Source organism: Bacillus sp. FSL M8-0025 (assembly GCF_037975475.1).
Classification (GTDB): domain Bacteria; phylum Bacillota; class Bacilli; order Bacillales; family Bacillaceae; genus Bacillus; species Bacillus subtilis.
Genome location: NZ_CP150258.1, coordinates 213,169 through 237,686 on the forward strand (window position 1 = coordinate 213,169; position 24,518 = coordinate 237,686).

Genomic DNA, 24,518 nt, shown 5'->3' on the forward strand with positions numbered 1-24,518 from the left:
TTAATTTCCTCGAAGAGATTTTTTGTCAATCTATTAGGAATCAGAATTTTTATAACATAATGGACCGTCTTTTTGACGTTTTGTTTATAGAACAAGAAAATATTCAAAACATAAGTGGAAAATTAGGGGTGAGCTCCTGTTTTTCTCGAGAGGATAGCTTGTCAGCTTTTCTATTTTTAAAGGGTTAAAATATTCTATTTATACTAATTAATGTAATTTTTAGGATAATATACAAAATCCCCCTTACTTCGACAATTGCAATCTGGTATTATCGTATCGCATGGGAGCTATGTCAATAGACTCTATGCAAAAATTGAGAGGAGGTTTACTTATGAAAAGAAACCAAAAAGAATGGGAATCTGTGAGTAAAAAAGGACTTATGAAGCCGGGAGGTACTTCGATTGTGAAAGCTGCTGGCTGCATGGGCTGTTGGGCCTCGAAGAGTATTGCTATGACACGTGTTTGTGCACTTCCGCATCCTGCTATGAGAGCTATTTAACATTTGAGAATAGGGAGTTGAGCGTATTTGCTTATACTCCTTATTTTCTCTTAAGGGGGATTTTATATGTCATATGATCGTGTTAAAGATTTTGATTTGCCAGAGTTAGCGGTTCATTTACAGCCTCATGGTGCTGTAATGATTGATAGAAAAAGTATGTTTTATTTCAGACTCAGTGGACGTGGAGCACAGTTGGCGTTTCTGTTATCAAAAAACAAAAATCTTCATAAAACGGCACGTATTTGGGAGATTATGAAAAAAGAAGAGATGAGTGCTGACCAATTAAAAGAAGAGCTTAGTGCCCATCCATTTACGGAGGCTTGGACGGAAGGGCTGTTAGATCAGCCTTTACACGTTTCGGGTTCGCTAGATTCATATTTACCTATTAGTTGTACCTTACAGTTGACAAATGCTTGTAATTTAAGCTGTTCGTTTTGCTATGCCAGCTCAGGTAAACCATATCCTGAGGAATTATCTAGTGAACAATGGATATTGGTTATGCAAAAGCTAGCAGCCCATGGAGTTGCTGATATTACGCTGACCGGGGGTGAAGCAAAGCTGATCAAAGGGTTTAAAGAATTAGTCGTTGTTGCAAGTTCGTTGTTTACCAATGTGAATGTATTTAGTAATGGATTGAACTGGCGAGATGAAGAAGTTGAATTACTTAGTCACTTAGGCAATGTTTCTGTACAGATTAGTATTGATGGTATGGATAATACACATGACCAATTAAGAGGCAGAAAAGGCGGCTTTAAAGAAAGTATGAATACCATTAAAAAATTATCAGAAGCAAACATTCCAGTGATTGTCGCTATGACCATTAATGAGTCCAATGCTGATGAAGTATCAGATGTGGTGGAGCAATGTGCCAATGCGGGTGCTTTTATCTTTCGTGCAGGAAAAACGTTATCTGTTGGACGTGCGACAGAAGGCTTTAAGGCTTTGGATATTGATTTTGAAGAAATGGTTCAAATACAGCTTAGGGAAGCACGTCATAAATGGGGAGATCGCCTGAACATAATTGATTGGGAGCACGAAGAGAGTTCGTTCACAACAGATTTTTGTACACCAGGATATCTTGCTTGGTATATAAGAGCAGATGGATACGTAACTCCTTGCCAATTAGAAGATTTGCCGCTAGGGCATATTTTAGAAGATAGCATGGCTGACATTGGTTCACCTGCTCGTTTGCTTCAGTTAAAATGTGAAGCAAAAAATTGCAAATGTATAGGGAAAATTGAGCTATCTGAACCGGACTTACCTTTTCAAAAAGAAGTCAAGGCAGGGATTCAGGAATGAATAGTCTATCATTGGTGTTCTGGAGTATTTTAGCAGTTGTTGGATTACTGTTATTTATTAAATTCAAACCCCCAACAATTGCTTCACTACTCTTAAGCAAAGATGAGGCAAAAGAAATAAGCATTCAATTTATAAAAGAGTTTGTTGGGATAGATGTAGAGAACTGGGATTTTTATTCAGTATATTGGTATGACCACGATACAGTAAATAAACTTCATCACTTAGGCATACTTAAGAAAAATAGAAAGGTTTTATATGATGTTGGGTTGGTCGAATCATGGAGAGTCCGTTTCGTTCACCAGAATCAATCATTTGTAGTTGGTGTCAATGCCAATCGAGAAATCACTTTTTTTTATGCGGATGTTCCGAAAAAAACCCTTTCGGGGAAGTTTGAACAAGTTTCTCCAGAGACACTCAAGCAGAGGTTAATGGCTTCACCTGATGGACTTTGGTCTAGAGCAAATATGACTGGTACTGGTAAAAAAGAGGAGGATTTTCGCGAGGTCAGTACTTATTGGTACATAGCGGAAGCGGGAGATATTCGGCTCAAAGTGACTGTTGAATTACAGGGCGGCCGAATTTCTTATATTGGTACTGAACAAGAAATACTAACAGATCAAATGAGTAAAGTCATTCGAGATGAACAAGTGGAATCGACATTCGGAGTATCTGGTATGCTGGGTTCAGCTTTAGCGATGATCCTTGCGATTCTCATCCTTGTATTTATGGATGTGCAAACAAGCATAATCTTCAGTCTTGTTCTGGGTTTGTTGATTATAATATGCCAGTCATTGACGCTGAAAGAAGATATTCAATTAACAATTGTAAATGCTTATGATGCAAGAATGAGTGTCAAAACGGTCAGTTTATTAGGTATTTTGTCTACACTTCTTACAGGATTATTAACAGGATTTGTAGTATTTATATGTTCATTGGCAGGAAATGCGCTTGCTGGTGATTTTGGATGGAAAACGTTTGAACAACCAATAGTTCAGATTTTCTATGGAATAGGAGCAGGGCTCATTAGTTTAGGAGTGACTTCTCTGCTGTTTAACTTATTGGAGAAAAAGCAATATTTACGAATTTCACCTGAGCTTTCTAACCGAACTGTCTTTCTATCAGGTTTTACCTTTAGGCAAGGATTGAATATGAGCATACAAAGTTCAATTGGAGAAGAGGTCATCTATCGGCTATTAATGATTCCAGTCATTTGGTGGATGAGTGGAAATATCCTCATCTCCATTATTGTATCTTCCTTTTTATGGGCGGTGATGCACCAAGTAACTGGATATGACCCAAGGTGGATACGTTGGCTGCATCTATTTATATTCGGTTGCTTTCTGGGAGTTCTCTTCATCAAATTTGGTTTTATTTGTGTATTAGTAGCTCATTTCATTCATAATTTAGTACTCGTCTGTATGCCGCTGTGGCAGTTCAAGCTTCAGAAACATATGCATCATGATCAGCCAAAGCATACTTCACTCTAATGATTAGGAGAAGATTTGATGCAATTGATGCAAGTACAAAATTTAAGCAAATGCTATCGAAATGGTGATGGGGTTGAACATTTGTCTTTCTCAATTCAACGAGGAGAAATCGTGGCGCTATTGGGGCCAAATGGAGCTGGAAAAACAACGACAATTCGATGTTTGACAGGTCTCTATAAGCCGGATAAAGGAGATATCCTCATTGAGGGTTCTCCTCCAGGAGATATAAATGTTCAAAAAAAAGTCGCGCTTATTCCTGATCAGCCATATTTGTATCCCGCTTTAACTGCTGCTGAACATATTCAGTTTAGGGCAAGAGGATATCATCCAGGTAAAAAAGATGTAAAAGAAAGGGTTTATCATGCATTGAAGGAAGTGCACTTGGAGGAGAAAGCAAACCAATTGTGTGGTCAGCTGTCAAGAGGCCAAAAGCAGCGGGTTGTCCTGGCGGGGGCGATTGTTCAAGACGCTTTGCTGTATATATTAGACGAACCGACTGTGGGCCTTGATATCCCATCAAAACAGTGGCTCTCTAACTGGTTAAAAACTAAAACCGATCAAGGGTGTTCAGCATTTGTATCAACTCATAGTCTAGAGTTTGTTATAGAGACAGCAGACAGGGTGATATTAATTAGAGACGGCAAACTCATGCAGGATTTGTATGTTCCTCAATTCGAAGAACAAGCGGAATGGAGAAAAGAAGTGATTCGTCTTCTAGGGGAATGGTCAGATGAATAATATCATTTCTTTTTTATGGCTTCAGTCAAAAAGGCGTTTTGTAAGTCAAGGTCAGGAAAAAAAAATGCCTTTTTTGATCATGCTCCTTTTTGTTGGGGCCATCGGATTTCAAGTAAGTTTTGTTTCTAGATCTACGACATGGGATATGAGTATTGCTGGTTGGGTACTTACAGGTGTTTTTATCCTTTATACGGCATTTGGACTTTTTTCAAATCGATTACCAAGTCAAATGGCAGATATTATATGGCTTTATGGCACTGCCACATCTTTTTCAAAAGTTGTGTATAGTGTTTTATTTTTCAGCGTCACTTGGAAGGCGTTGCTTTGGATCATCTCAGCCATATTCGGTGATGTATTAATTGTGCTTCTGTCTGGTGATCATATCAATTTATTAGGCCGATCCATAATTTTTGTAGGGCTCTTTTTTATCGCTGAAGTGTGGTTGATGTCGGTCTCTTGTGCCAGAACAGTGAAGAAAATGAAAAGGGTATACGTTTTAGTCTTTCTTCTAATGTTAGGCATTTACTCCATATGTCTTTATCGCTTCTTCTTTCTCCAACATTCATCTGGGATATGGGAGAGCATTGCCCGTTTTATTAGTGGCGTTGGATTAGTGTTTGATACATTGTCACCGTTGTATGTGGTTGTATTTATTGGGATTATCACAGTCTCTTTTATGACAATTGCTTTTACGAGCCGTCAGGTAGAAATGAAGGAATCGTTGGTGAAAGAAGCTGAATTCTGGGAGGAATTTCAAGAACGTCAATTTGGTTCAGGTCAAATTATACAGAAACCAAAAACGACTTGGTGGGGCTTGCAAGGTCTAAATGGCATTTGGTCTTTTCTGTGGTTGGAACTGTTGCTTTTTAAAAAATATTTATTTTTTCATAGCATTCATACGGTCATGCTCAGTGGCGTCTTTTATGTCGTCATTTTCATGTATCCAGAATGGTTTTATCTTCTTTTCTTTCTTATCGTCTCGGCAGTCATGTTAAGTTCCTATTATTCAGGAATTGTCAGACATTCTCAATCAGGCACCCTTCATTTATTCCCCGGTGCCCTTTGGAAAAAAATCATTATTCTAGAGCTGACGAATACAGTCTGGTTGTATATTCTTTACTGTGTTTCTATTACTTTTATGGCAGTTGGGAATTTAGTTTATTGGTATATATATGGCTTAGGGATATATATATGGTTCATGACAATAAGGCTTTTTGCTTTTACCCATACAAACCGAAACGATATTAAGCTTTCATTGCCTCAATACTACAAGTCATTTTTTATGGCATTAGGCCTGAGCGGCATTTGTTTGTATGTCATTCATTTATTGACTGCTGACTGGTATACATTAGTGGTGGTCGTCTGCATAGGGAGCCTAAGTTGGTGCCTGTTTTATCGTTTCAGATAGTGGTTATGTAGAGTTATTGTTTTAAAACGAGGAGAGGGGCTCTTTTATGAATTCAAATGGTGATAAATTGTCGTTATCTGTTCAGAATTTAGCGAATACAAATGAGATCACAATTGTTCAAGCGATAGGTGAGCTAAAGAAATCGGGAAAAGATGCAATACCAGTTTTGGTTGAGGCCTTAAAAGAGGAAGGCTCTTTGTGTAATATTGCTGCAGCTGTTTTAGGTGAGTTTGGGGAAGACGCGAGTGAAGCAGCGGAGGAGCTATCATGTTTATTAAAAAGTCATGCCGAAGATACAAGAATGGCAGCGGCGATTTCATTAATGAGAATCGGGAAGCCCAGTCTGCCCTTTGTCATCAAAATCGCTCAAGAAAGTGAAGGGCAATCGTGCTTTTGGGCATCTTGGTGTATTGCATGGATTGATCCGTCTTGCATTGAACCTAAGATGTATAAATGTCTAAAATACGAGCATGAACATCCTTCAGGAATAGTTGCTCCGTTTGCGGCTGAAGAGGCGTTAGGAAAGCTGATTGCTTTTCAGCTGAAAGATAAGGAGGACTGAAAGGATGAAAGATGAACAAATGTTGACTGAATGGCCAAGTCATTTACCATGGTTGAATCAATCACAGAATGATTTTACATTTCCAAGTGACACATATCTTCTTCTTTATTTTTGGTCAATGAGCTGTCCAAACTGTCACCAATTAACAGACAAAGTCCTTCAAGATATAAAGGATATGAATGTGAAAGTAATCGGAGTACATGTCCCCTATATAGAAGAAGAGAAATCTATGGAGGTTGTCTTGACGTATGCTCTTGATAGGGGACTAGCTATTCCGATTGTATTAGACCAAAACTATGAGATCGTCACAACTTGTCACGTACAAGGCATCCCCAGCTTTTGTCTATTAAGTCAATACGGTCAGATCATTACTAAAACGATGGGAGATGTTGGTTGGGATAAGATGTTAAAAAAGATTGCAGGCTTGTGAAATTTTCCGTCTTGTATGTGCGACAAACGGTTGAATATTATGATGAAACGGTCCTTCCTATAAGCAGGAAGGTTTTTTAATGAAATATTTTTTTATTAGTAGGTAAATTCATCAAATGTTCTGCTATGCTCCAAATGTACACCTTTCCGTAAGGGCAAAGTTAAATGTGAAAATAAAACTGTTCCAAAGTTAATCAGAAATTTATTTTCATATTGTATCCTTTCAGTATCACGTGAAAGGAGCATCATATGAAAACATTATGGAAAGTCCTAAAAATTGTTTTTGTCAGCTTGGCTGCCTTGGTTTTGCTTGTATCCGTCTCGGTATTTATTTATCACCATTTCCAGCTAAATAAGGAGGCGGCACTGCTGAAAGGTAAAGGCACAGTAGTCGATGTTGACGGGAAAAAGATGAATGTGTATCAAGAGGGAAGCGGGAAGGATACGTTTGTGTTTATGTCCGGTTCGGGGATTGCTGCGCCTGCTTATGAAATGAAGGGGCTGTACAGCAAGTTTTCAAAAGAAAATAAGATTGCTGTTGTAGATCGGGCAGGTTATGGATACAGTGAAGTGTCTCACGATGACAGAGATATTGATACAGTATTGGAACAGACGAGGAAAGCGCTTATGAAAAGCGGAAATAAGCCTCCTTATATTTTAATGCCTCATTCGATATCCGGGATTGAAGCGATGTATTGGGCACAGAAATATCCTAAGGAAATCAAGGCCATTATTGCGATGGATATTGGATTGCCCCAGCAGTACGTCACGTATAAATTGAGCGGAGTTGACAGATTGAAAGTGAGAGGGTTCCACCTGTTAACCTCGATTGGTTTTCATCGGTTTATGCCTTCCGCTGTATATAATCCTGAGGTGATTCGGCAGTCGTTTTTAACTGATGAAGAAAAAGAAATCTATAAAGCCATTAACTTTAAGCAATTTTTTAATGCAGATATGGAGCATGAGCTTTTACAGTCTTACCAAAACGGCAGCAAATCTGTGAATCTGCCGGCGCCAAAGGAAACTCCCGTCTTGATTTTAGATGCGGTCTCTGACCAAAATAGACATTCAAAGTATGCTATACAAAACCGAAAAGACTATGAAGCGTTTGCGGCTCAATTCAATACTGCCGATATAAAGGAACTGAGGGGAACACACAGTATTTATTTATATCAGCCTGATCAAATATATAAACTTTCCATGGAGTTTATGAGAAAGGTTCGCTAGGATGAAGGGTTATCGTATTTTAATCGTTGAGGACGATGTGATGATTGGTGATTTGCTGCAAAAGATTTTGCAGCGTGAGGGATATCGTGTGATATGGAAAACAGATGGAGCGGATGTGCTTTCGGTGATTCAGAAGGTGGATTTGGTCATTATGGATGTGATGCTGCCGGGTGAAGACGGGTATCAAATGTCTGCAAAAATCAAAAAGCTGGGGCTGGGCATTCCGGTTATTTTTCTCTCAGCCCGCAATGACATGGACAGCAAGCTTCAAGGTTTGCAGATCGGCGAGGATTATATGGTAAAGCCCTTTGATCCGAGAGAGCTGCTATTAAGAATGCGGAATATGCTTGAGCATCATTATGGGACCTTTACGCAAATCAAACATTTGTATATTGATGCGGTAACGAAAAAAGTGTTCAATGAAAGCCTGCATGATGAGGTATTATTTACTGCGATTGAGCGGAAAATTTTCTTTTATTTATATGAAAATAGAGACAGTATCCTGACAAAGGAACATTTCTTTGAATATCTATGGCAGCTCGAAGATAGAAACCCGAATATTGTCAATGTGCATATTAAAAAAATCAGAGCTAAAATCAATGATCAAGCGGGTGAGATGATTGAAAATATATATGGAGAAGGGTATCGGCTGAATACCGTTGTGAAGAAATGAAGCTCAAGACAAAATATCAGTTGTTATTGTTTACGGCTGTCATTAGTGTTCCGATGCTGTTGCTGGCGGTCAGTGTTTTGATGTCTGTTATTTATGACAGCATGTTTAAACCGATGAATCATGGTATGCCCTTTCACAGGTCGTTTGCGTACCCGGCAATGATCGTTGTATTTTTGATATCGCTCTTATTGTTAGCTTTTTTATTTTCAAAGTCGATTCATTCTCTGTTGCATAAAATCAATCTATTAAATCAAACCATTCGGCATTTGGCGAGTGATCAAAGGGTGCCCGATAAAATTGAAGTGAAGCGTGCTGATGAAATCGGGGAACTGATCAAGTCGGTCAATTTGTTAATTGAACGGACGACATATCGTGAACTGGAGCTGAGACAGCAAGAGGAAATCAAAAAGGAGCTTTTGCAAAAACTGCGGCATGACATTAATACACCTTTAACGGCTCTCAGGCTGCAGTTATTTTATTTGGAAGACCAATGTCATGGTCAGGCTGTATTCGAATCATTGTATCAGCAAATCGAATATATCTCGGAATTAACCAATGAATTCAATCTATATTCCGCTGAGACGCTGGAAAGCTCTTATATTGTAAATGAAGAAGTGCGTCTAAACGAGCTATTAGAAACAGCGGTGAAAAAGTGGGATTATTTATACAGTATGAGTGGGATTGAGCTGCACTATAAGGCGGCAGATCAAGATGTGATATGGATGAGCAACGCGTTATGGATGCAAAGGCTGTTTGATAATATTTTTCAAAATACGTTAAAGCATTCAAAAGCTGAAAAGATGGAAGTCACGATTGAACATGACAATGTTTTTATTCGTGATGACGGTATTGGATTTGATCGGAATGAGAGCAGTGAGGGACTTGGATTAAAGATTATTGAGGATACATGCAGGCTGCTTGCGATTACTTATGAGCTGCATACAAATGATAGCGGAACGGGGTTCTTGTTTTCAAAAGAGTGACCCCGCTGATGTTTTTCTTTCTCCTATAAAATTTATATAATAGGGAGAAAGAAATGGGGTGAACAGCATATGTTTAAAAAAATCATCAAAACGATTAAGTACCTCTCAAGCAGTTCTAGTGACCGATATCGCAGACACCGGCATTACAGCAGCAGCCGGCGCAGACATTATCGCAGCTACAGCAGCTCGGGCAAAAGAAGACACTACGACCGTTATGGCGGCAGTCATCGTTACAAACGCCGGAGCTACAGCAGCAGTTAATCCAAAAAAAGTTCTTGTTCCGCTTTTGGGACAAGGGTTTTTTTATGTGACCGATTGAATGGCCCGGTTTAGATCCTCGCGAATGGAAGCGGTGTGCTGATACTCTTCCTCAATGCCCAATAATCTTTTCAGCAGCAAGGTTACTTCCTTTGTCAGTGTTAATTCCTCCAGCCAAGTGCCGTTTTTCTTCTTTTTTCCTTTATATTGAGAGTACAGCAGGAATAACAGCGTTTCTCCGAGATCGAAGAAGTCATCCTGTTTTCGTACCTTTATTTCCTCCATTTCTTCAGGAGTCAATTGTTTGGCAAGGCCGAAATCGATGAGGCAGAGCCTGCCGTCATTGATGATGATATTAGGCGTTCTGATGTCGCTGTGGAAGATAAGGCGATCATGCAGGTATTCTATAATCTCAAGCAGCTGCGAAATCAGTTGTAATGCCATAAGCTCTGTGAACGGCTGTTTTCGAAAAAATAATAATTCTTCTATATTCTCTCCCTCAATGAACTGCATGACATAATAAGCCTGTCCGTCTATGATGAACTCATCTATGAAGCCCGGAATTTGCGGGTGGTGAATGCTATTGAGCAGTTTTATTTCCTGTTGGAATCGGACTTTCTCTTTTTCCTTTTTCGCTTTTGTCGGCCGAAGCTGTTTTAAGACATAAGGTGTTTGAGTTAGGATATCGGTGCACAAATAAACCAAACCGTAGCCTCCCATACCGAGGCACTCTTCGATTTTGTATTGATGATTTAAGATAACGCCGTTCTTTAGAGGGCGGTCAAATAGCAGTTTTTTTAGAAGTTTTAATGCCATGTCTGCACTTCCCTTGGTTGTACTGACTATAGTTTACCTTCTAGACTGAGAATAAAAAAGAGCCGGATAACCGGCTCGGTATAAGTTAAAACTGCTTTGTCACGTCGTATTCATAATCTATTTTTGCTTTTACGTTGCTCATCGTCGATCTGGCTGTCGCTAATGTATTATATTTAAAACTCCATACCTTTGCCACACTGAGTTGATCTGACAAAGAGATATCATAAGACCCTGAAGTCGAGCTGTTTACAAGAGCACGGCGCCATTCGTTGTTTTCGCTCGTCATGATCAGGTGGCGTGTATTTCCCTGGCTTGGTGTTTGAGTGGCGGTTGTCTGAACTCTGGTTACAATGGCATCACGCGGTATCCCAGATTGGTTTGTTAAATCAACCTTGATCACGCTGGAGTCAGAACCTGAGGGGCTAAGGCTTGTATTTCCTTTATTTTCAGCAACGCCGCTGAATTGGAACGTTCCGCTGCCTGATTTGATTCGGTCTTCAATTGAAAGTGTAAAATACATGTTTCCGGTATAGGTGCCTCGTGACACTTTCACATAAAAGGTATCTGTCGTGTTTTGGGCGTCTGCATTTGCATAAATAAAAGAAGAAAACGTATTAGGGTTAATGACTTCTGTCCCTTGAGAAACAGGTATTCTATTCTTATCATAAATTTCAATTTTCATCCCTGTATACGCGCTCTGGTATGTACTCCTCACGTATACTCTTTCTCCCTTATTAGCCGTAAAAGTGAAATAGGCTTCATCTTGACCAGCTTCCAGTATTGTTGTATCGATATTTTTATATTTCCAATAACCGATCGGCATTGCGGTATCAAATGAATTGTTTCCTGTGATAGCAGTGACTCCGGCAGCTGATGCCGAATACGTAAAGGTGAATAAGACAGACAGCATAACAGCGAATGGAATAAGCCATTTTTTCACCATGCAAACAACCTCCTTTTATTTCCATCATACATAATAACGATTTGGGTGTAAATAAATGTTTTTTGAGGTTAATATATACATTATCTTTGTCGATAAAAAAGAATAAGAGAGAATACTCGGGAGGGAATTCAATGCGTCTGAATCGGCAATTTATACGCACTCAGCTGATGGCACAGAACATATTGAGCAAGAATGCGCCTGCCAAACGGGAGAATGCGACTGAAAATCCAGCGGCAGTTCTGGAAAAGGCATACAGCAGGCTTAAATCACAATCTTCAACTGGGGGAATCAATCAGTTCAATTATTCTAAAACCAGCGTGTCGGGAAACAGCGGGACGTTCAGCAAAGTGTATCAATCAGCGAATGATCGAACAGTGACAGACACAGGGGAAGAAACAGTGATTCAATCCCAAAACCCCTATGAATCTGAGAGTGATATCAGAACCAAAATACTAGATGAAAAATACAGCAGGATGAATGCGATTAACAAAACAAAGTCTGATCCCCTAGGCTATATTAAGGATAAGTACCAAAATTCAAAGTCTCCTTATTTCAGAAGTGATCTGTCAGCTGCAGAAAGACAGGCCGCTTACGATAATGAAACAGAATGGTTATTCAAAGGGAAGGCGCAAAACTATAACCTTCAGGATGCTGCGTTTCGGAATGTCACATTTCATGGGGAAGTGGAAGCTGAGAATGAAAAGGTGTATCAGCGGGGACAGGTTAACCAGCAGCTGCAAGTGCTGTTGAATCGAAACCATATTCATATTCCAGAGGGGACAGAGCTGACGTTTACAATCACACCGATTGACTATCAGGTGCGGGTAAGCGGGACAGACGATCAGGATCTGATCAAGCAGATTAAGCAAGTGCTGCAATCTGGAGACAACAGCAAAGAACTATTTTTGCACATCATGAAAAGCCAAAGCAGTGATTCAGCACAATTTTCCGAAGAGGCCTATCAAAAGTATCAGGCTGCTCGTGAGATGTACGAAGTTACAGGCTACCATTTGAAGGATTTAGAAGTGATTGATGGGCGGTATGTCACGCCTGATGGACGTGACTTATTAGACGTCTATAAAGAAGAACTTGAAAAAGATCCAGTGCAGAAACAAACGGCTTCTTATGCTATATCTTACTATCGTTCAGAGCTCAGTAAAATCGCGGAAGCCGGGTATAATGCCATTCCGGATTTCATCCTATCAATTGATTACAGCAATGGATCTCTGAGAGATGTGGGACAAAGCAAGAGCTATGGGACCGGAGATACCGGGTGGCTTGAAGCATTAAAGCGTCAAACGGGTGTGAATTATTAGGTAAGCTGTTCATGTAGAACAGCTTATTTTTTATGAGAATCTAAGGGGGGTATTAATTTCAATATTCAAACAATTTTATTATTTTTATATAAAAGATTTTAAAAGAAGTGAACGATTCAAAACTCTGAACAAAGGTGTTTACCTGAAAAAAACAATTGTATTTTCCAGAGAAATTTATTATGATGAAATAAGTAATTTAGGAGATTATATAACAATTTTAAGTTTGAATTTTCTGATTGTTATCACTGATTCATGTGAAGGCAAGCAGGTCTGCTGTTTTCTCATTTATGAGTATTTTGTTAGGAGGAGGAAGAGGAGTGGCAAATAAAGAATTAAAGAGGGGCCTGGGTGCGCGCCATATTCAGATGATCGCCTTGGGCGGTACGATCGGTGTTGGCTTGTTTATGGGTTCTGCCAGCACGATTTCATGGACTGGTCCATCTGTCCTTCTGGCTTATGCAATATGCGGAATTTTTATCTTTTTTATTATGCGTGCGATGGGTGAAATGCTGTATGTCGAGCCGAGCACAGGTTCTTTTGCGACGTTCGGCCATCAATATATTCATCCGATGGCAGGTTATATAACAGCATGGAGCAACTGGTTCCAGTGGATTATCGTCGGCATGTCAGAAATTATCGCTGTCGGTTCTTATATGAAGTATTGGTTCCCGGATTTGCCTGCTTGGATACCTGGTATCGTGGCAATGGTGATTCTTGGTGCGGCGAATTTAATTTCTGTTAAGTCGTTTGGGGAATTTGAGTTTTGGTTTGCGATGATTAAAATCGTGACGATTATCTTGATGATTATTGCGGGAATCGGAATTATTTTCTTCGGTTTTGGCAATGGCGGAGATGCGATCGGTTTGTCGAACCTGTGGTCTCACGGGGGCTTCTTTGCAGGAGGTTTCTCAGGTTTCTTCTTTGCACTGTCTCTTGTCATTGCGGCCTATCAAGGAGTTGAGCTGATCGGGATTACAGCGGGTGAAGCAAAGGATCCGCAAAACACGCTAAGAAATGCGATTCAAAGTATTATCTGGCGTATTTTGATTTTCTACATTGGCGCTATTTTTGTGATCGTGACGGTGTATCCTTGGGATGAGCTCAACTCACTCGGAAGTCCGTTTGTGTCTACGTTCTCGAAAATCGGAATTACGGCAGCGGCCGGCATTATTAACTTTGTCGTGATTACTGCGGCAATGTCCGGCTGTAACAGCGGTATTTTCAGCGCGGGCCGCATGCTGTATACACTGGGTGTCAATGGACAAGCACCGAAATTCTTTAAGAAGATTTCACGCAATGGTGTGCCGCTGTATGGCACAATTGCGGTGCTGATCGGTTTGGCTGTCGGTGTTGTACTGAACTATATCGCGCCGCCGAAGATCTTTGTCTATGTATACAGCGCAAGCGTGCTCCCAGGGATGATTCCTTGGTTTATCATTTTGATCAGCCATATCGGATTCAGAAAAGCGAAGGGTGCTGCATTAGATAAACATCCATTCAAAATGCCGTTTGCTCCTTTTACTAACTATTTGACGATTGCTTTCTTGCTGATGGTTCTGGTTGGCATGTGGTTTAACGATGATACTCGTATCTCTCTGATTGTAGGCGTAATTTTCTTAGCGCTTGTGGTCATTAGTTATTATGTGTTTGGGATTGGCAAACGCACGCAGGCCAATTTGACAAAAAGCGAACAAGCAGCTGAATAACGATAAAAAAGAGACATTCACGGATGTCTCTTTTTTTATTTTTCGCGTATGGATTTTCCCTATTTTAGCAAGCTATAGGGTAAAGATAGCAGAAGGAAAGGTGTTCATGAAATGGATGTTACACTCGGTTATTTGCGCGAATCACTTTCGAATCATCTAGAAAATGAAGTCTGCCAGCGTATTTGCAAGAAGATGCTGGCGAAGCGTTATGCAAATGAAGAGGAATTTGTAAAAGACTTAGATGATAATGAAATGTCTTTTTTGAACCATGTATTAGAAAAAGAAATTAAGTATGCCCAGAATGAACAGGATCAAAAACGGGCCAAGGAATTAAACGAGGTGTATGAATTACTGCTTTGAGAAAGGCGGGTAAGAAATGGGAGCAATTGAACGAAGCGGATATACATTTCAGCCGGAGTTTAGCGTTGTCCGTCAAAACGGAGCCATCCATGTGTACCATCAAGGAGAGTTTGTGGAAGAAATCGAATTTGAATTTAACGGGGAATATCCCGATCATGATTTGATTGAAGAGCTTGTGAATCATTATTGTTTTGAGCATGAGATTTAGAGCCCTGCCGTGCAGGGCTCTTTTATTTAGGATGTGATCAGGCCATACTTTTTCAGGATATCCACGGTGATGTTTTTGGCTTTTGTGCCGGAATCATCGACATTGGTGACAAAGACATAAGAGCCATGCTCTGTTTTGATGAATCCGACAAACCATCCTAATCCCATATCAGTCAGGCGGGTTCCGGTTTTCCCGTAGAGCGTGTAATGATCGCCTTCCTCTTGAATCATCATGCGCTTGACGGTTTTCATCACCGGTTTGTCAAATGGAAGCTCCTCTTTAAATAGTTTCTCCAAAAAGGTTTCTTGTTCCAGCGGAGATATTGTGAGCGAGCTTTGCAGCCAAAACTGGTCAATTCCCCCGCTGATATCCTTGTTGCCGTAAGATAGTGTATGAAGCCATGTTTTCATTCTTTCCTCGCCGATATCTCTCGCTAATGCCTGATAATACCAGATTGCGGATTCACGCATGGCCGAGCCAAGCGTATGGTCGCGGTTCCATGATTCGAATTCACGCTTGACCCCGTCCCATCGTTTAACATTGTATTCATCTCTTACAGCTTTGACCTGCAAACCGATTAAAGCGTTCACGACTTTAAAGGTGGATTGCGGAGTTTGTCTTTGATTTGCCCGTTTTCTGTTATAGACAAATGTCTGCTCCTTTTGTAAATCGTGAAGAATGAAGGTTCCATCCGTATCCTTGAATTCATCATCGACATTCATTCTGCTGACATTCAAGTATTTTTCATGAGCAGATGACGCTGCGTGGACGGAGAAGCCGCCGATCCCTGCAATACTCAGCACAAGCACAACATATATCCATTTTTTCATTTTGTTCTCCCCTTTGTTTTGATTAACTACCTTTTCTCTCTTTCATTTGTTCTTCCTTTAAAAAATAATCAAAAAGCGCTTAAATTTGGTTTTGTAAACAAATACTGTTACTGGGTTTATATTCGGAAGATAACGTGAAAATAGAGGGTAAAAAGGAAGGCAGGGTAAGCGGATGAATGAGCAGATTCCACATGACAAAAGTCTCGATAACAGCCTGACGCTGCTGAAGGAAGGGTATTTATTTATTAAAAACAGAACAGAGCGCTACAATTCAGATCTGTTTCAGGCCCGTTTGTTGGGAAAAAACTTTATTTGCATGACTGGCGCTGAGGCGGCGAAGGTGTTTTATGATACGGATCGATTCCAGCGGCAGAACGCTTTGCCTAAGCGGGTGCAGAAATCGCTGTTTGGTGTTAATGCGATTCAGGGAATGGATGGCAGCGCGCATATCCATCGGAAGATGCTTTTTCTGTCATTGATGACACCGCCGCATCAAAAACGTTTGGCTGAGTTGATGACAGAGGAGTGGAAAGCAGCAGTCACAAGATGGGAGAAGGCAGATGAGGTTGTGTTATTTGAGGAAGCAAAAGAAATCCTGTGCCGGGTAGCGTGCTATTGGGCAGGTGTTCCGTTGAAGGAAACGGAAGTCAAAGAGAGAGCGGATGACTTCATTGACATGGTCGACGCGTTCGGTGCTGTGGGACCGCGGCATTGGAAGGGAAGAAGAGCAAGGCCACGTGCGGAAGAGTGGATTGAAGTCATGATTGAAGATGCTCGTGCCGGCTTGCTGAAAACGACTCCCGGAACAGCGCTGCATGAAATGGCTTTTCACACACAAGAAGATGGAAGCCAGCTGGATTCCCGCATGGCAGCCATTGAGCTGATTAATGTACTCCGGCCTATTGTCGCCATTTCTTACTTTCTTGTGTTTTCAGCTTTGGCGCTTCATGAGCATCCGAAGTACAAGGAATGGCTGCGGTCTGGAAACAGCCGGGAAAGAGAAATGTTTGTGCAGGAGGTCCGCAGATATTATCCGTTCGGCCCGTTTTTAGGGGCGCTTGTCAAAAAAGATTTTGTATGGAATAACTGTGAGTTTAAGAAGGGCACATCGGTGCTGCTTGATGTATATGGAACGAACCACGACCCTCGTCTATGGGATCATCCCGATGAATTCCGGCCGGAACGATTTGCGGAGCGGGAAGAAAATCCGTTTGATATGATTCCTCAAGGCGGGGGACACGCCGAAAAAGGCCACCGCTGTCCAGGGGAAGGCATTACAATTGAAGTCATGAAAGCGAGCCTGGATTTCCTCGTCCATCAGATTGAATACGATGTTCCGGAACAATCACTGCATTACAGTCTCGCCAGAATGCCGTCATTGCCTGAAAGCGGCTTCGTAATGAGCGGAATCAGACGAAAAAGTTAAATCAAAAAGCTCTCTTCCTTTATCGAAGAGAGCTTTTTGATTACTTCTTTTTTTCATCGTAGTATTGGACGGGATACATGGAGCCTTCTGATACCATTTTGTTATCCTCGATATCTTGCGGGTCCGGGTGGCCGGCTTTATCAACTGGGAACGTTTCCATATCGGGCTGTTTTGTTATTTTCATCTTCATGCTGTGAATGAATTCTCTTGCCTTTTGGCGATTTGACGGGTCTTTTAATAGATAAGAAGTGATGCCGACAGTTGAAACAGCGAGACCTGAAAGTAACAGCTTTTGTTTCATGGTGATACTCCTTTCTATTTTAAGAATAGTGTTTCCTGTATCATTCCCGTTTTGGAAATAGCTAAACCTATTGTGTTTTTATCGTCGGGATTAACAGTAAATTCCATTTAAGAAGAAACTAGTGACTTCATTCCTGTATTGGAAGGTAATATACATTGACTTATTATAGTTTCAGTCAAAATTCGATAAATATTGACAAAGTAAAGTAATCAGAATAATAATATAATTAGCAAGAGAATGTCATCATACATGAAAGGTGTTTACGATATGAATCAATTGCATCGAAGAATGGGAACGTTTTCCCTCATGATGGTCGGGCTAGGGTCGATGATCGGTTCAGGCTGGCTGTTCGGGGCTTGGCGTGCGGCTCAAATAGCAGGACCAGCTGCTATTATTTCATGGGTTATTGGAATGGTCGTCATTTTATTTATTGCTCTTTCTTATAGTGAACTAGGTTCTATGTTCCCTGAAGCGGGGGGAATGGTCAAATACACGCAATATTCACACGGTTCGTTTATCGGTTTTATTGCGGGCTGGGCCAACTGGATTGCGATTGTGTCCGTCATTCCGGTTGAAGCGGTGGCCTCCGTTCAATATATGAGTTCTTGGCCTTGGGAATGGGCGAAATGGACAAGCGGTTTGGTGAAGAATGGAACGCTGACTGGGGAAGGACTAGCGTTTGCCTCTGTATTGCTTCTCATTTATTTTCTGCTGAACTACTGGACAGTCAATCTATTTTCGAAAGCGAATTCATTAATTACGATTTTTAAAATTATTATTCCGGGTCTTACGATTGGAGCTTTGCTGTTTGTCGGATTCCACGGAGAAAACTTTACTGGCGGTCAAAGCATTGCGCCGAATGGCTGGGCAAGTGTGCTGACGGCGGTTGCCACTTCAGGTATCGTTTTTGCGTTTAATGGTTTCCAAAGCCCGATTAATATGGCGGGTGAAGCAAAAAATCCGGGGAAATCAATCCCGATTGCGGTTGTTGGCTCTCTTTTCGTTGCGACAGTGATTTATGTCCTGCTGCAGATCGCCTTCATTGGAGCTGTGAATCCTTCTGATATTGCTCACGGCTGGAGCCATCTGAATTTTAATTCTCCTTTTGCTGATCTGGCGATTGCGCTGAATATTAACTGGCTAGTTATTGTGTTATATGCGGATGCATTTGTATCACCGTCTGGAACAGGGATTACGTATACGGCGACAACGTCCCGAATGATTTACGGAATGGAAAAAAACAAATACATGCCGAGTATATTCGGGAAGCTTCATCCGATTTACGGCGTTCCGCGACAAGCAATGTTCTTTAACTTGATTGTGTCGTTCATCTTTTTGTTCCTGTTCAGAGGGTGGGGCGTATTAGCGGAAATTATTTCCGTTGCTACGTTAATTTCTTATATCACCGGCCCGATCACAGTCATGACATTGAGACGGACGGGGAAAGACCTGTACAGGCCTCTTCGTTTAAAAGGCTTAAACGTGATTGCGCCGCTTGGATTTATCTTCGCGTCACTGGTGCTGTATTGGGCGCGCTGGCCGTTAACAGGGCAGGTCCTGTTTATTATCCTGATCGGTCTTCCGATTTATTTCTATTATCAGGCGAAGGCGAAATGGAAAGGGTTTGGCCGGAACTTTAAAGCCGGCGTCTGGATGGTGTTTTATCTGCTGGCCATGATGGTCATTTCTTATTTGGGCAGTGATAAATTCGGCGGCCTGAATGTCATTCATTATGGCTGGGATATGGTTCTGATTGCGATGGTATCACTTGTATTCTATGTGTGGGCGCTGAAGAGCGGCTACCAGACAGAATACTTAAAGGATGCGAAAGAGATAAATTCTCAGCTGCTTAATGGACAGTCAGAAGCTGCTGCCGGAAAAGAATAAAATATAGAAGAAAACCTTGCGATAGTTGTCGCAAGGTTTTTTGCTTTTAATAACCCTTTTTTACTTTGTGGAAAAGATCAGGATAGTTGGTGAACACTCCTGTTACGCCCCAATCAAGCAGGCGATGCATATCAGCTTCATTATTGACTGTGTAAGGATGAAGCAGGAGGCCGTGGCTGCGGATCATACGGACGTTTTCTTGATTTAAAGCTTTATAATCCGGGCCCGCACCGACAGCGTATGTTTTGATTTCTTCCAGGGCAGCATCTGTCATTGACGCCATTTGTTTGGCTTCCAGCAATTGAACGGTCGGCAGGTTTGGCTGTAATTGATGGACTTTTACCAGGCTTTCTTTGCTGAACGATTGAATGATCACCTGGCCTGGCTTAGAATGCTTTCCCAGTAATTTATGTTTCTGCAAAGAAGCGATCAGTTTTTCTTCCATACCTGGGTAGGTGTCAGGCGATTTTGTTTCAATGTAGTAGTTCGCGTGCTTTCCGAAACGGTCTAATACCTCTTCTAATGTAGGAACTTTAAGGCCGACGTACTGCGGCTTTGCTTTTTCCGGATAGGCTTCATTAAACCAAGAACCGGCGTCAAGCTTCTTAATGTCTGCGAGCGTATGGTCTTTCACCCAACCCATTCCGTTTGTGGTGCGGTCCAGTTTTTCGTCATGCATGACAATCAATTTTCCGTCTTTTGTCATTTGCAGATCCAATTCAATAAAATCAGCTTTCATTTTCTGAGCGGTTTCGTAAGACAGAATCGTGTGCTCAGGCACATATCCAGAAGCCCCTCTGTGCGCGACGGTCAGGATACGGTCAGGTGACAGCAGGTTTCCTTTTGACGCTGCCGACACTGGCGTTACCATAAATGAGAGTAAGCCCAGCGACAGAACAAACAAGGCCAGTATTCTATTTTTTCTCATGATTTCTCCTCCTTATAGATAAGCACTACCTGTCTTTCATAATAAAAAACGGATGTAAACGGCGTGTTGGAAAACTATTAATCTTTTATGTGTCTTTCTTAAACATGCTCTGCCCGTTTTCCTGTATTCCACGTCAAAGCCAAGAAGACGATGGCAAGAATGCAGGATGAGATCAGCATGATAAAGCCGCCGTTCCAGTTAAAACGGTCCACGACAAAGCCCATAATGGCGTTTGCGAAGGCGGATCCGCCGATGTATCCGAAAAATCCGGTCAAACCGGCTGCAGTTCCGGCTGCTTTTTTCGGTGCTAGGTCAATTGCTTGAAGGCCGATCAGCATAACAGGTCCGTAGATTAAGAAGCCAATGCTGATCAGGGCGATATTGTCCACGAGCGGATTGCCGGCCGGATTCAGCCAGTACACCAATACGGCAATGAAAACACCCGCCATAAACAAAACGCCTGCCGGTGCCCGGCGGCTTTTGAAGAATCGGTCACTGATCCAGCCGCACAAGATCGTTCCCGGTATGCCTGCGTATTCGTAAAGAAAATACGACCAGCGTGAGTCTTCAGGAGAAAAGCCTTTGGCTTCTGTTAAGTAAGTAGGCGCCCAGTCAACCACGCCGTATCGCACGAAATAAACAAATACATTGGCAAAAGCGATGTACCAAAGAAATTTGTTGTTCAGCACATATTGAAAAAGAATTTCTTTTGTTGTTAATTCTTTTTCCTGATTTTTAAAAGCGTGTTTTGGATAGTCATTCCGATACTCTTCAATTGGCGGGAGTCCGCAGGATTGAGGCGTATCACGAACCAATAAAACAATTAAAAATGAAATGATAATGGCGATGATGGCAGGGAAGAAAAACACGCTTTTCCAAGTGACGAACATCGCGATCCCAAGAGTGACAAGCGGAGCAAGAATACCGCCGCCTATGTTATGGGCGACATTCCAGATCGACATTTTTGTGCCGCGTTCACTTATGGAGAACCAATGGGCCATCGTCCTGCCGCATGGCGGCCAGCCCATTCCTTGAAACCATCCGTTGATAAACATAAAAATAAACATGATGGTGACGCTCGAAGTCACCCAAGGCATTGAAACGAATAGAATATTAACGATTGCTGATAAAAATAGGCCTGTCGCCAGAAAATATCTCGGATTACAGCGGTCAGACACCATTCCCATGATGAATTTGCTGAAGCCGTACGCAATGGACACAGCGGCCAGCACCAAACCCAGTTCTGTTTTCGAAAATCCCTGTTCCTGCAGATAAGGAATGGCAAAGGCAAAGTTTTTCCGCAGCAGGTAGTAGCCTGCGTAGCCAATGAAAATACCAATGAATACTTGCAGTCTGAGCCGTTTGTATGCCGCATCCATCTTTGAATCATCCAGTCTCTCAATATGAGGAGCCGGTTTAAATATATTAAGCATTAATAATTATCCCCCTTTGCTGTTTGTGCTGGATGTGTGGCGTGCCTCCTTTCCCGAAAAACAAAAAGAGCCAGAAAACACCCCTTGTCAAAAGGGGTTGGATTCCTGGCTCTCCTCATCTCCATCCAAGCTATTAACTTATCATGATAGCGCTTTCTTAAATTATCATAGTCCGGAGCGAATGTAAACGGGTAATTTTCAAATTGGGCCTTAGGGAAGTGAATATTATCCTTTTACTAAATGCAATTATATTTTTTTACTAGTAACATAAAAATCTGGAGGGAGGCTGTTTAAAGATGGATGAATTAGATATCGCATTCTTTATTTTACCGTTAGGAATTATGCTGCTATCGATTGTCGGGACCTGTATTTGTAAAAACCCGTATCTGATGCCAATGCTTAGTTTGGTGATTTCTCTTGTGCTCACCTTTACCATTTTTAATCAATCATTTTTGGGATGGGCTGTTGTCTATAGCTTGGTTTCTCTGGCTTTATCCTATATCACATTGATTGTGGTAAGGAAAAGGAAGGAATCAGGAAATTAAAAAGACCTCACTTTCTAACATATCGTTGACTAAAGCAACTATATGTGATTATAATTGCTTTAGTCAACGATATTAGAAAGTGGGGATTGATTTGAAAACAAGAGAATCATCTGTCGGGTTAAAATTCAGAAAGTTCAATCGATTTTATACAAACGTCCTTGGTTTCCTTAATGAGCACATTTACGACAGCCCGTTTTCCTTAACAGAAACACGGATTTTATTTGAGATTTATAATACGCCTAATTGTACGGCAAAAGCTCTTCAGGATAAGCTGGGGCTTGACCGGGGATATGTCAGCAGGATTGTGAAGCAGTTTGAAAAAGAAGATTTGATTTATAAACAGAGGAGCAAAGATGACGCCCGCCACCATTACATTTTTGTCACAGAAACAGGAAAAACGATTTATAAAAAGCTGGAGGAGAAAGCCAACGAACAAGTAGAACTGATGCTGAAGGTAATCAACCAAAAGGAGCAGCACAAGCTTGCCGAGGCGATGGCAGAGATTGAAGCGATCCTTTCACAGTCGCTTTCTGCCAGAGCATCAGAGATATCGATTAGAGATTATTTTCTTTCGGAGGATCTTCAACTCCTTATTGAGAAACAAAGACAATTTTACGCGGAGGCTCACGGTTGGGATGACACGTTTTTAGCTTATCTTCAGGAGACATTTGACGCTGACATCGAAAAAATATGGATTGCGGAAAGCGGCGGGAAATTTGCCGGCTCTGTCGGGTTGGTCAAGCACGATGAAAAGACAGTCCAGCTCAGATGGTTTCTGGTTGATGCGGATTTTCGGGGCAGGGGGCTTGGCACGCAATTGCTGGAGCATCTGGTTGCATACTGCCAAGACATGAAGTTTGACCGCATTTTCCTTTGGACGGTGAGCACGATGGCTGAGGCTCGTCCGCTCTATAAAAAATTTGGATTCAGGATAAGTGAAGTAAAACAAGAAGCGCCATTATGGGGACAGCAGCTGACAGAAGAACGGTGGGATTTGGAGCTGTCATGAAAAGACTGCATTATGCGTGGATCATCGTCTCCGTCACCTTTTTGATCTTATTGGCGGTTCAGGGGGTGCGGCTGTCGTTTGGTGCGTTTGTGGAGCCGTGGGAACGGCAGTTTTCAATCGATAGAAGCACCATCTCGCTGATTTCGACGGTGAGTTTTATTGTTTATGGCATATCACAGCCTGTGATCGGTCGGCTTGTGGACAAATGGGGTGCCCGGGCTGTTTTGGCATGGAGTGCGTTACTGACAGGAGTCAGCATTTTCTTAACATACCTTGTGACTTCGCCTTGGCAGCTGTTTTTGCTTTATGGGCTGGGTGTCTCGCTTGGAGTGGGCGGAGCATCGAATGTGGCGGCAAGTGTATTGGTCGTCAATTGGTTCAGCAAAAAGCGGGGACTAGCCTTTGGGATCATGGAAGCAGGCTTTGGCGCGGGGCAAATGCTTCTCGTTCCCGGCTCACTCATGTTGATCCATTGGTTTAGCTGGAAGCTGACGGTTGTGGTGTTGGGACTGCTGTTAATCGTGATTGTCTTTCCGGCTGCGCTGCTGATGCTGCGGAACAATCCTTCAGAAAAGAATACAGAGCCGATAGGCGGACTGGCTGCATCAGAAAAAGAAACAGCACCCAAAACAACAGCTCTTTCAGTGGCCGGGATGTTTCGTATGAGGCAATTCTGGTTCTTGATTTTTCCGTTTTTGATCTGTGGATTTACGACCGTGGGGCTGATGGATACCCATTTGATTCCGTTTTCTCATGATCATGGCTTTTCAACGACAGTCACGAGTGCTGCTGTCAGTCTGCTAGCAGGCTTTAATATTGCTGGGATCTTGCTGTCCGGAATTGTAGCGGACCGGTGGAGCAGCCGGAAAATCCTGTGCATTTTATATGTGGTGCGGGCGCTGTCGATCGTGATTCTTATTTACAGCCACGAGCCTTACTTGCTTTTAGCCTTTGCGATTCTGTTTGGATTAGTGGACTTTGCAACGGTAGCACCGACTCAAATGCTCGCCACCCAGTACTTTCAAAACTACTCGATCGGCCTCATGATTGGCTGGCTGTCACTCGCCCATCAGATCGGATCGGCACTAGGTGCGTATGTGCCCGGCGTCATCTACACGGTAACGGGTGAGTATACACTAGCTTTTTATTTGTCGATTGGAATGCTCGTGCTTGCGAGCGTAATGAATGTGATGCTGAGGGAGCCTGCGGCGGTCACGCGTGACAGTGCGTCTGTGGTAGACAAGTGA

26 protein-coding genes are annotated in these 24,518 nt (G+C 41.9%); 20 read left to right on the plus strand and 6 right to left on the minus strand.

The window, feature by feature from the left end:
• Positions 1-331 precede the first annotated feature (331 nt).
• From skfA to MKX38_RS01255, 11 genes are all read left to right on the plus strand, one after another.
• Positions 332-499, plus strand: a complete 168-nt coding sequence (skfA, locus tag MKX38_RS01205) for a sporulation killing factor (RefSeq protein ID WP_009966416.1) — start codon at positions 332-334, stop codon at positions 497-499.
• Positions 500-565: 66 nt separating this feature from the next.
• Complete coding sequence (skfB, locus tag MKX38_RS01210) at positions 566-1,798, plus strand: sporulation killing factor system radical SAM maturase (protein WP_003234902.1); 1,233 nt, start codon at positions 566-568, stop codon at positions 1,796-1,798.
• Complete coding sequence (gene skfC / locus MKX38_RS01215; protein ID WP_003246417.1) at positions 1,795-3,285, plus strand: sporulation killing factor biosynthesis protein SkfC; 1,491 nt, start codon at positions 1,795-1,797, stop codon at positions 3,283-3,285. Before skfB ends, skfC begins: the two co-directional genes overlap by 4 nt.
• A gap of 18 nt (positions 3,286-3,303) precedes the next feature.
• Positions 3,304-4,023: a sporulation killing factor ABC transporter ATP-binding protein SkfE gene (skfE, locus tag MKX38_RS01220; RefSeq protein WP_003234899.1), complete on the plus strand. Its 720-nt coding sequence runs from the start codon at positions 3,304-3,306 to the stop codon at positions 4,021-4,023.
• Positions 4,016-5,431 (plus strand): sporulation killing factor system integral membrane protein, encoded by a 1,416-nt coding sequence (gene skfF, locus MKX38_RS01225; protein ID WP_003234898.1) that lies wholly within the window; start codon positions 4,016-4,018, stop codon positions 5,429-5,431. The genes skfE and skfF overlap by 8 nt, the downstream gene beginning before the upstream one ends.
• Positions 5,432-5,477: 46 nt before the next feature.
• Entirely contained in the window at positions 5,478-5,993 is a 516-nt protein-coding gene (skfG, locus tag MKX38_RS01230; RefSeq protein ID WP_003234897.1) for a sporulation killing factor biosynthesis/export protein SkfG, read from the plus strand.
• Positions 5,994-5,997: 4 nt separating this feature from the next.
• The gene (gene skfH / locus MKX38_RS01235) at positions 5,998-6,423 is read left to right on the plus strand and encodes a sporulation killing factor biosynthesis/export protein SkfH (protein ID WP_003246390.1); all 426 of its coding nucleotides are present in this window, start codon (positions 5,998-6,000) and stop codon (positions 6,421-6,423) included.
• Positions 6,424-6,671: 248 nt separating this feature from the next.
• Positions 6,672-7,649: an alpha/beta hydrolase gene (locus MKX38_RS01240; RefSeq protein WP_015715154.1), complete on the plus strand. Its 978-nt coding sequence runs from the start codon at positions 6,672-6,674 to the stop codon at positions 7,647-7,649.
• Between the two features lies 1 nt (position 7,650).
• Entirely contained in the window at positions 7,651-8,322 is a 672-nt protein-coding gene (gene ybdJ, locus MKX38_RS01245; protein ID WP_003234895.1) for a two-component system response regulator YbdJ, read from the plus strand.
• Positions 8,319-9,305, plus strand: coding sequence for a two-component system sensor histidine kinase YbdK (gene ybdK, locus MKX38_RS01250; protein WP_017694961.1), 987 nt, complete (start codon positions 8,319-8,321; stop codon positions 9,303-9,305). The genes ybdJ and ybdK overlap by 4 nt, the downstream gene beginning before the upstream one ends.
• A 58-nt stretch (positions 9,306-9,363) precedes the next feature.
• Positions 9,364-9,624: a hypothetical protein gene (locus MKX38_RS01255; protein WP_339188344.1), complete on the plus strand. Its 261-nt coding sequence runs from the start codon at positions 9,364-9,366 to the stop codon at positions 9,622-9,624.
• Here MKX38_RS01255 and MKX38_RS01260 read toward each other — a convergent pair.
• Together MKX38_RS01260 and MKX38_RS01265 are read right to left on the minus strand one after the other, a co-directional pair.
• Complete coding sequence (locus MKX38_RS01260) at positions 9,609-10,379, minus strand: protein kinase (protein WP_017694962.1); 771 nt, start codon at positions 10,377-10,379, stop codon at positions 9,609-9,611. The genes MKX38_RS01255 and MKX38_RS01260 overlap by 16 nt on opposite strands.
• Positions 10,380-10,464: 85 nt before the next feature.
• A complete protein-coding gene (locus MKX38_RS01265) occupies positions 10,465-11,322 on the minus strand; it encodes a hypothetical protein (RefSeq protein ID WP_101501811.1) in 858 nt (285 codons plus the stop codon).
• A gap of 131 nt (positions 11,323-11,453) precedes the next feature.
• On the opposite strand from MKX38_RS01265, the gene MKX38_RS01270 reads away from it, so the two are divergent.
• The 4 genes from MKX38_RS01270 to MKX38_RS01285 all read left to right on the plus strand — a co-directional run bounded on the left by MKX38_RS01270 (position 11,454) and on the right by MKX38_RS01285 (position 14,912).
• Positions 11,454-12,638, plus strand: coding sequence for a DUF4885 domain-containing protein (locus tag MKX38_RS01270; protein ID WP_339188348.1), 1,185 nt, complete (start codon positions 11,454-11,456; stop codon positions 12,636-12,638).
• 317 nt (positions 12,639-12,955) lie between these two features.
• Positions 12,956-14,344, plus strand: a complete 1,389-nt coding sequence (locus tag MKX38_RS01275; protein ID WP_015252942.1) for an amino acid permease — start codon at positions 12,956-12,958, stop codon at positions 14,342-14,344.
• Between the two features lie 111 nt (positions 14,345-14,455).
• A complete protein-coding gene (csgA, locus tag MKX38_RS01280; RefSeq protein ID WP_003234887.1) occupies positions 14,456-14,704 on the plus strand; it encodes a sigma-G-dependent sporulation-specific acid-soluble spore protein CsgA in 249 nt (82 codons plus the stop codon).
• 16 nt (positions 14,705-14,720) lie between these two features.
• The gene (locus tag MKX38_RS01285) at positions 14,721-14,912 is read left to right on the plus strand and encodes a DUF5370 family protein (RefSeq protein ID WP_003234886.1); all 192 of its coding nucleotides are present in this window, start codon (positions 14,721-14,723) and stop codon (positions 14,910-14,912) included.
• Positions 14,913-14,938: 26 nt separating this feature from the next.
• Here the strand turns inward: MKX38_RS01285 and blaOXA are convergent, their stop codons facing one another.
• Positions 14,939-15,742 carry a class D beta-lactamase gene (blaOXA, locus tag MKX38_RS01290; protein ID WP_339188351.1) on the minus strand — a complete coding sequence of 268 codons (804 nt, stop codon included), beginning with the start codon at positions 15,740-15,742 and terminating at the stop codon, positions 14,939-14,941.
• Positions 15,743-15,914: 172 nt separating this feature from the next.
• Here blaOXA and cypC point away from each other — a divergent pair, with 172 nt between their 5' ends.
• Positions 15,915-17,168 carry a fatty-acid peroxygenase gene (gene cypC / locus MKX38_RS01295; protein ID WP_021481914.1) on the plus strand — a complete coding sequence of 418 codons (1,254 nt, stop codon included), beginning with the start codon at positions 15,915-15,917 and terminating at the stop codon, positions 17,166-17,168.
• 40 nt (positions 17,169-17,208) lie between these two features.
• On the opposite strand, the gene MKX38_RS01300 is transcribed toward cypC, so the two are convergent.
• Positions 17,209-17,469, minus strand: coding sequence for a hypothetical protein (locus MKX38_RS01300; protein ID WP_003234883.1), 261 nt, complete (start codon positions 17,467-17,469; stop codon positions 17,209-17,211).
• A 267-nt stretch (positions 17,470-17,736) separates the two neighbouring features.
• Here MKX38_RS01300 and MKX38_RS01305 point away from each other — a divergent pair, with 267 nt between their 5' ends.
• Positions 17,737-19,356, plus strand: coding sequence for an APC family permease (locus MKX38_RS01305; protein ID WP_003246447.1), 1,620 nt, complete (start codon positions 17,737-17,739; stop codon positions 19,354-19,356).
• Positions 19,357-19,402: 46 nt separating this feature from the next.
• Here the strand turns inward: MKX38_RS01305 and MKX38_RS01310 are convergent, their stop codons facing one another.
• Both MKX38_RS01310 and glpT read right to left on the minus strand, forming a co-directional pair.
• Entirely contained in the window at positions 19,403-20,284 is an 882-nt protein-coding gene (locus MKX38_RS01310; RefSeq protein WP_003246382.1) for a glycerophosphodiester phosphodiesterase, read from the minus strand.
• 98 nt (positions 20,285-20,382) lie between these two features.
• Entirely contained in the window at positions 20,383-21,717 is a 1,335-nt protein-coding gene (gene glpT / locus MKX38_RS01315; RefSeq protein WP_003246460.1) for a glycerol-3-phosphate transporter, read from the minus strand.
• Positions 21,718-22,013: 296 nt separating this feature from the next.
• Between glpT and MKX38_RS01320 the strand changes: the two genes are divergently transcribed.
• From MKX38_RS01320 to MKX38_RS01330, 3 genes are all read left to right on the plus strand, one after another.
• Positions 22,014-22,262 (plus strand): YbeF family protein, encoded by a 249-nt coding sequence (locus MKX38_RS01320; RefSeq protein ID WP_003234879.1) that lies wholly within the window; start codon positions 22,014-22,016, stop codon positions 22,260-22,262.
• 91 nt (positions 22,263-22,353) lie between these two features.
• On the plus strand, positions 22,354-23,271 hold the full coding sequence (locus tag MKX38_RS01325) for a helix-turn-helix domain-containing GNAT family N-acetyltransferase (RefSeq protein ID WP_003246419.1): 918 nt from the start codon (positions 22,354-22,356) through the stop codon (positions 23,269-23,271).
• Complete coding sequence (locus MKX38_RS01330) at positions 23,268-24,518, plus strand: MFS transporter (RefSeq protein WP_339189365.1); 1,251 nt, start codon at positions 23,268-23,270, stop codon at positions 24,516-24,518. The genes MKX38_RS01325 and MKX38_RS01330 overlap by 4 nt, the downstream gene beginning before the upstream one ends.

What these genes read in the sequence shown, in the direction of transcription:
- MKX38_RS01320 (WP_003234879.1), top strand. Translation starts at nt 22,014, where the DNA reads ATGGATGAATTAGATATCGCATTCTTTATTTTACCGTTAGGAATTATG.
- glpT (WP_003246460.1), bottom strand. Translation starts at nt 21,717, where the DNA reads ATGCTTAATATATTTAAACCGGCTCCTCATATTGAGAGACTGGATGAT.
- MKX38_RS01260 (WP_017694962.1), bottom strand. Translation starts at nt 10,379, where the DNA reads ATGGCATTAAAACTTCTAAAAAAACTGCTATTTGACCGCCCTCTAAAG.
- MKX38_RS01330 (WP_339189365.1), top strand. Translation starts at nt 23,268, where the DNA reads ATGAAAAGACTGCATTATGCGTGGATCATCGTCTCCGTCACCTTTTTG.
- MKX38_RS01305 (WP_003246447.1), top strand. Translation starts at nt 17,737, where the DNA reads ATGAATCAATTGCATCGAAGAATGGGAACGTTTTCCCTCATGATGGTC.
- skfG (WP_003234897.1), top strand. Translation starts at nt 5,478, where the DNA reads ATGAATTCAAATGGTGATAAATTGTCGTTATCTGTTCAGAATTTAGCG.
- skfH (WP_003246390.1), top strand. Translation starts at nt 5,998, where the DNA reads ATGAAAGATGAACAAATGTTGACTGAATGGCCAAGTCATTTACCATGG.
- skfE (WP_003234899.1), top strand. Translation starts at nt 3,304, where the DNA reads ATGCAATTGATGCAAGTACAAAATTTAAGCAAATGCTATCGAAATGGT.
- MKX38_RS01265 (WP_101501811.1), bottom strand. Translation starts at nt 11,322, where the DNA reads ATGGTGAAAAAATGGCTTATTCCATTCGCTGTTATGCTGTCTGTCTTA.
- MKX38_RS01240 (WP_015715154.1), top strand. Translation starts at nt 6,672, where the DNA reads ATGAAAACATTATGGAAAGTCCTAAAAATTGTTTTTGTCAGCTTGGCT.
- skfF (WP_003234898.1), top strand. Translation starts at nt 4,016, where the DNA reads ATGAATAATATCATTTCTTTTTTATGGCTTCAGTCAAAAAGGCGTTTT.
- MKX38_RS01300 (WP_003234883.1), bottom strand. Translation starts at nt 17,469, where the DNA reads ATGAAACAAAAGCTGTTACTTTCAGGTCTCGCTGTTTCAACTGTCGGC.
- MKX38_RS01310 (WP_003246382.1), bottom strand. Translation starts at nt 20,284, where the DNA reads ATGAGAAAAAATAGAATACTGGCCTTGTTTGTTCTGTCGCTGGGCTTA.
- MKX38_RS01285 (WP_003234886.1), top strand. Translation starts at nt 14,721, where the DNA reads ATGGGAGCAATTGAACGAAGCGGATATACATTTCAGCCGGAGTTTAGC.
- blaOXA (WP_339188351.1), bottom strand. Translation starts at nt 15,742, where the DNA reads ATGAAAAAATGGATATATGTTGTGCTTGTGCTGAGTATTGCAGGGATC.
- ybdK (WP_017694961.1), top strand. Translation starts at nt 8,319, where the DNA reads ATGAAGCTCAAGACAAAATATCAGTTGTTATTGTTTACGGCTGTCATT.
- cypC (WP_021481914.1), top strand. Translation starts at nt 15,915, where the DNA reads ATGAATGAGCAGATTCCACATGACAAAAGTCTCGATAACAGCCTGACG.
- skfA (WP_009966416.1), top strand. Translation starts at nt 332, where the DNA reads ATGAAAAGAAACCAAAAAGAATGGGAATCTGTGAGTAAAAAAGGACTT.
- ybdJ (WP_003234895.1), top strand. Translation starts at nt 7,651, where the DNA reads ATGAAGGGTTATCGTATTTTAATCGTTGAGGACGATGTGATGATTGGT.
- MKX38_RS01270 (WP_339188348.1), top strand. Translation starts at nt 11,454, where the DNA reads ATGCGTCTGAATCGGCAATTTATACGCACTCAGCTGATGGCACAGAAC.
- csgA (WP_003234887.1), top strand. Translation starts at nt 14,456, where the DNA reads ATGGATGTTACACTCGGTTATTTGCGCGAATCACTTTCGAATCATCTA.
- skfB (WP_003234902.1), top strand. Translation starts at nt 566, where the DNA reads ATGTCATATGATCGTGTTAAAGATTTTGATTTGCCAGAGTTAGCGGTT.
- skfC (WP_003246417.1), top strand. Translation starts at nt 1,795, where the DNA reads ATGAATAGTCTATCATTGGTGTTCTGGAGTATTTTAGCAGTTGTTGGA.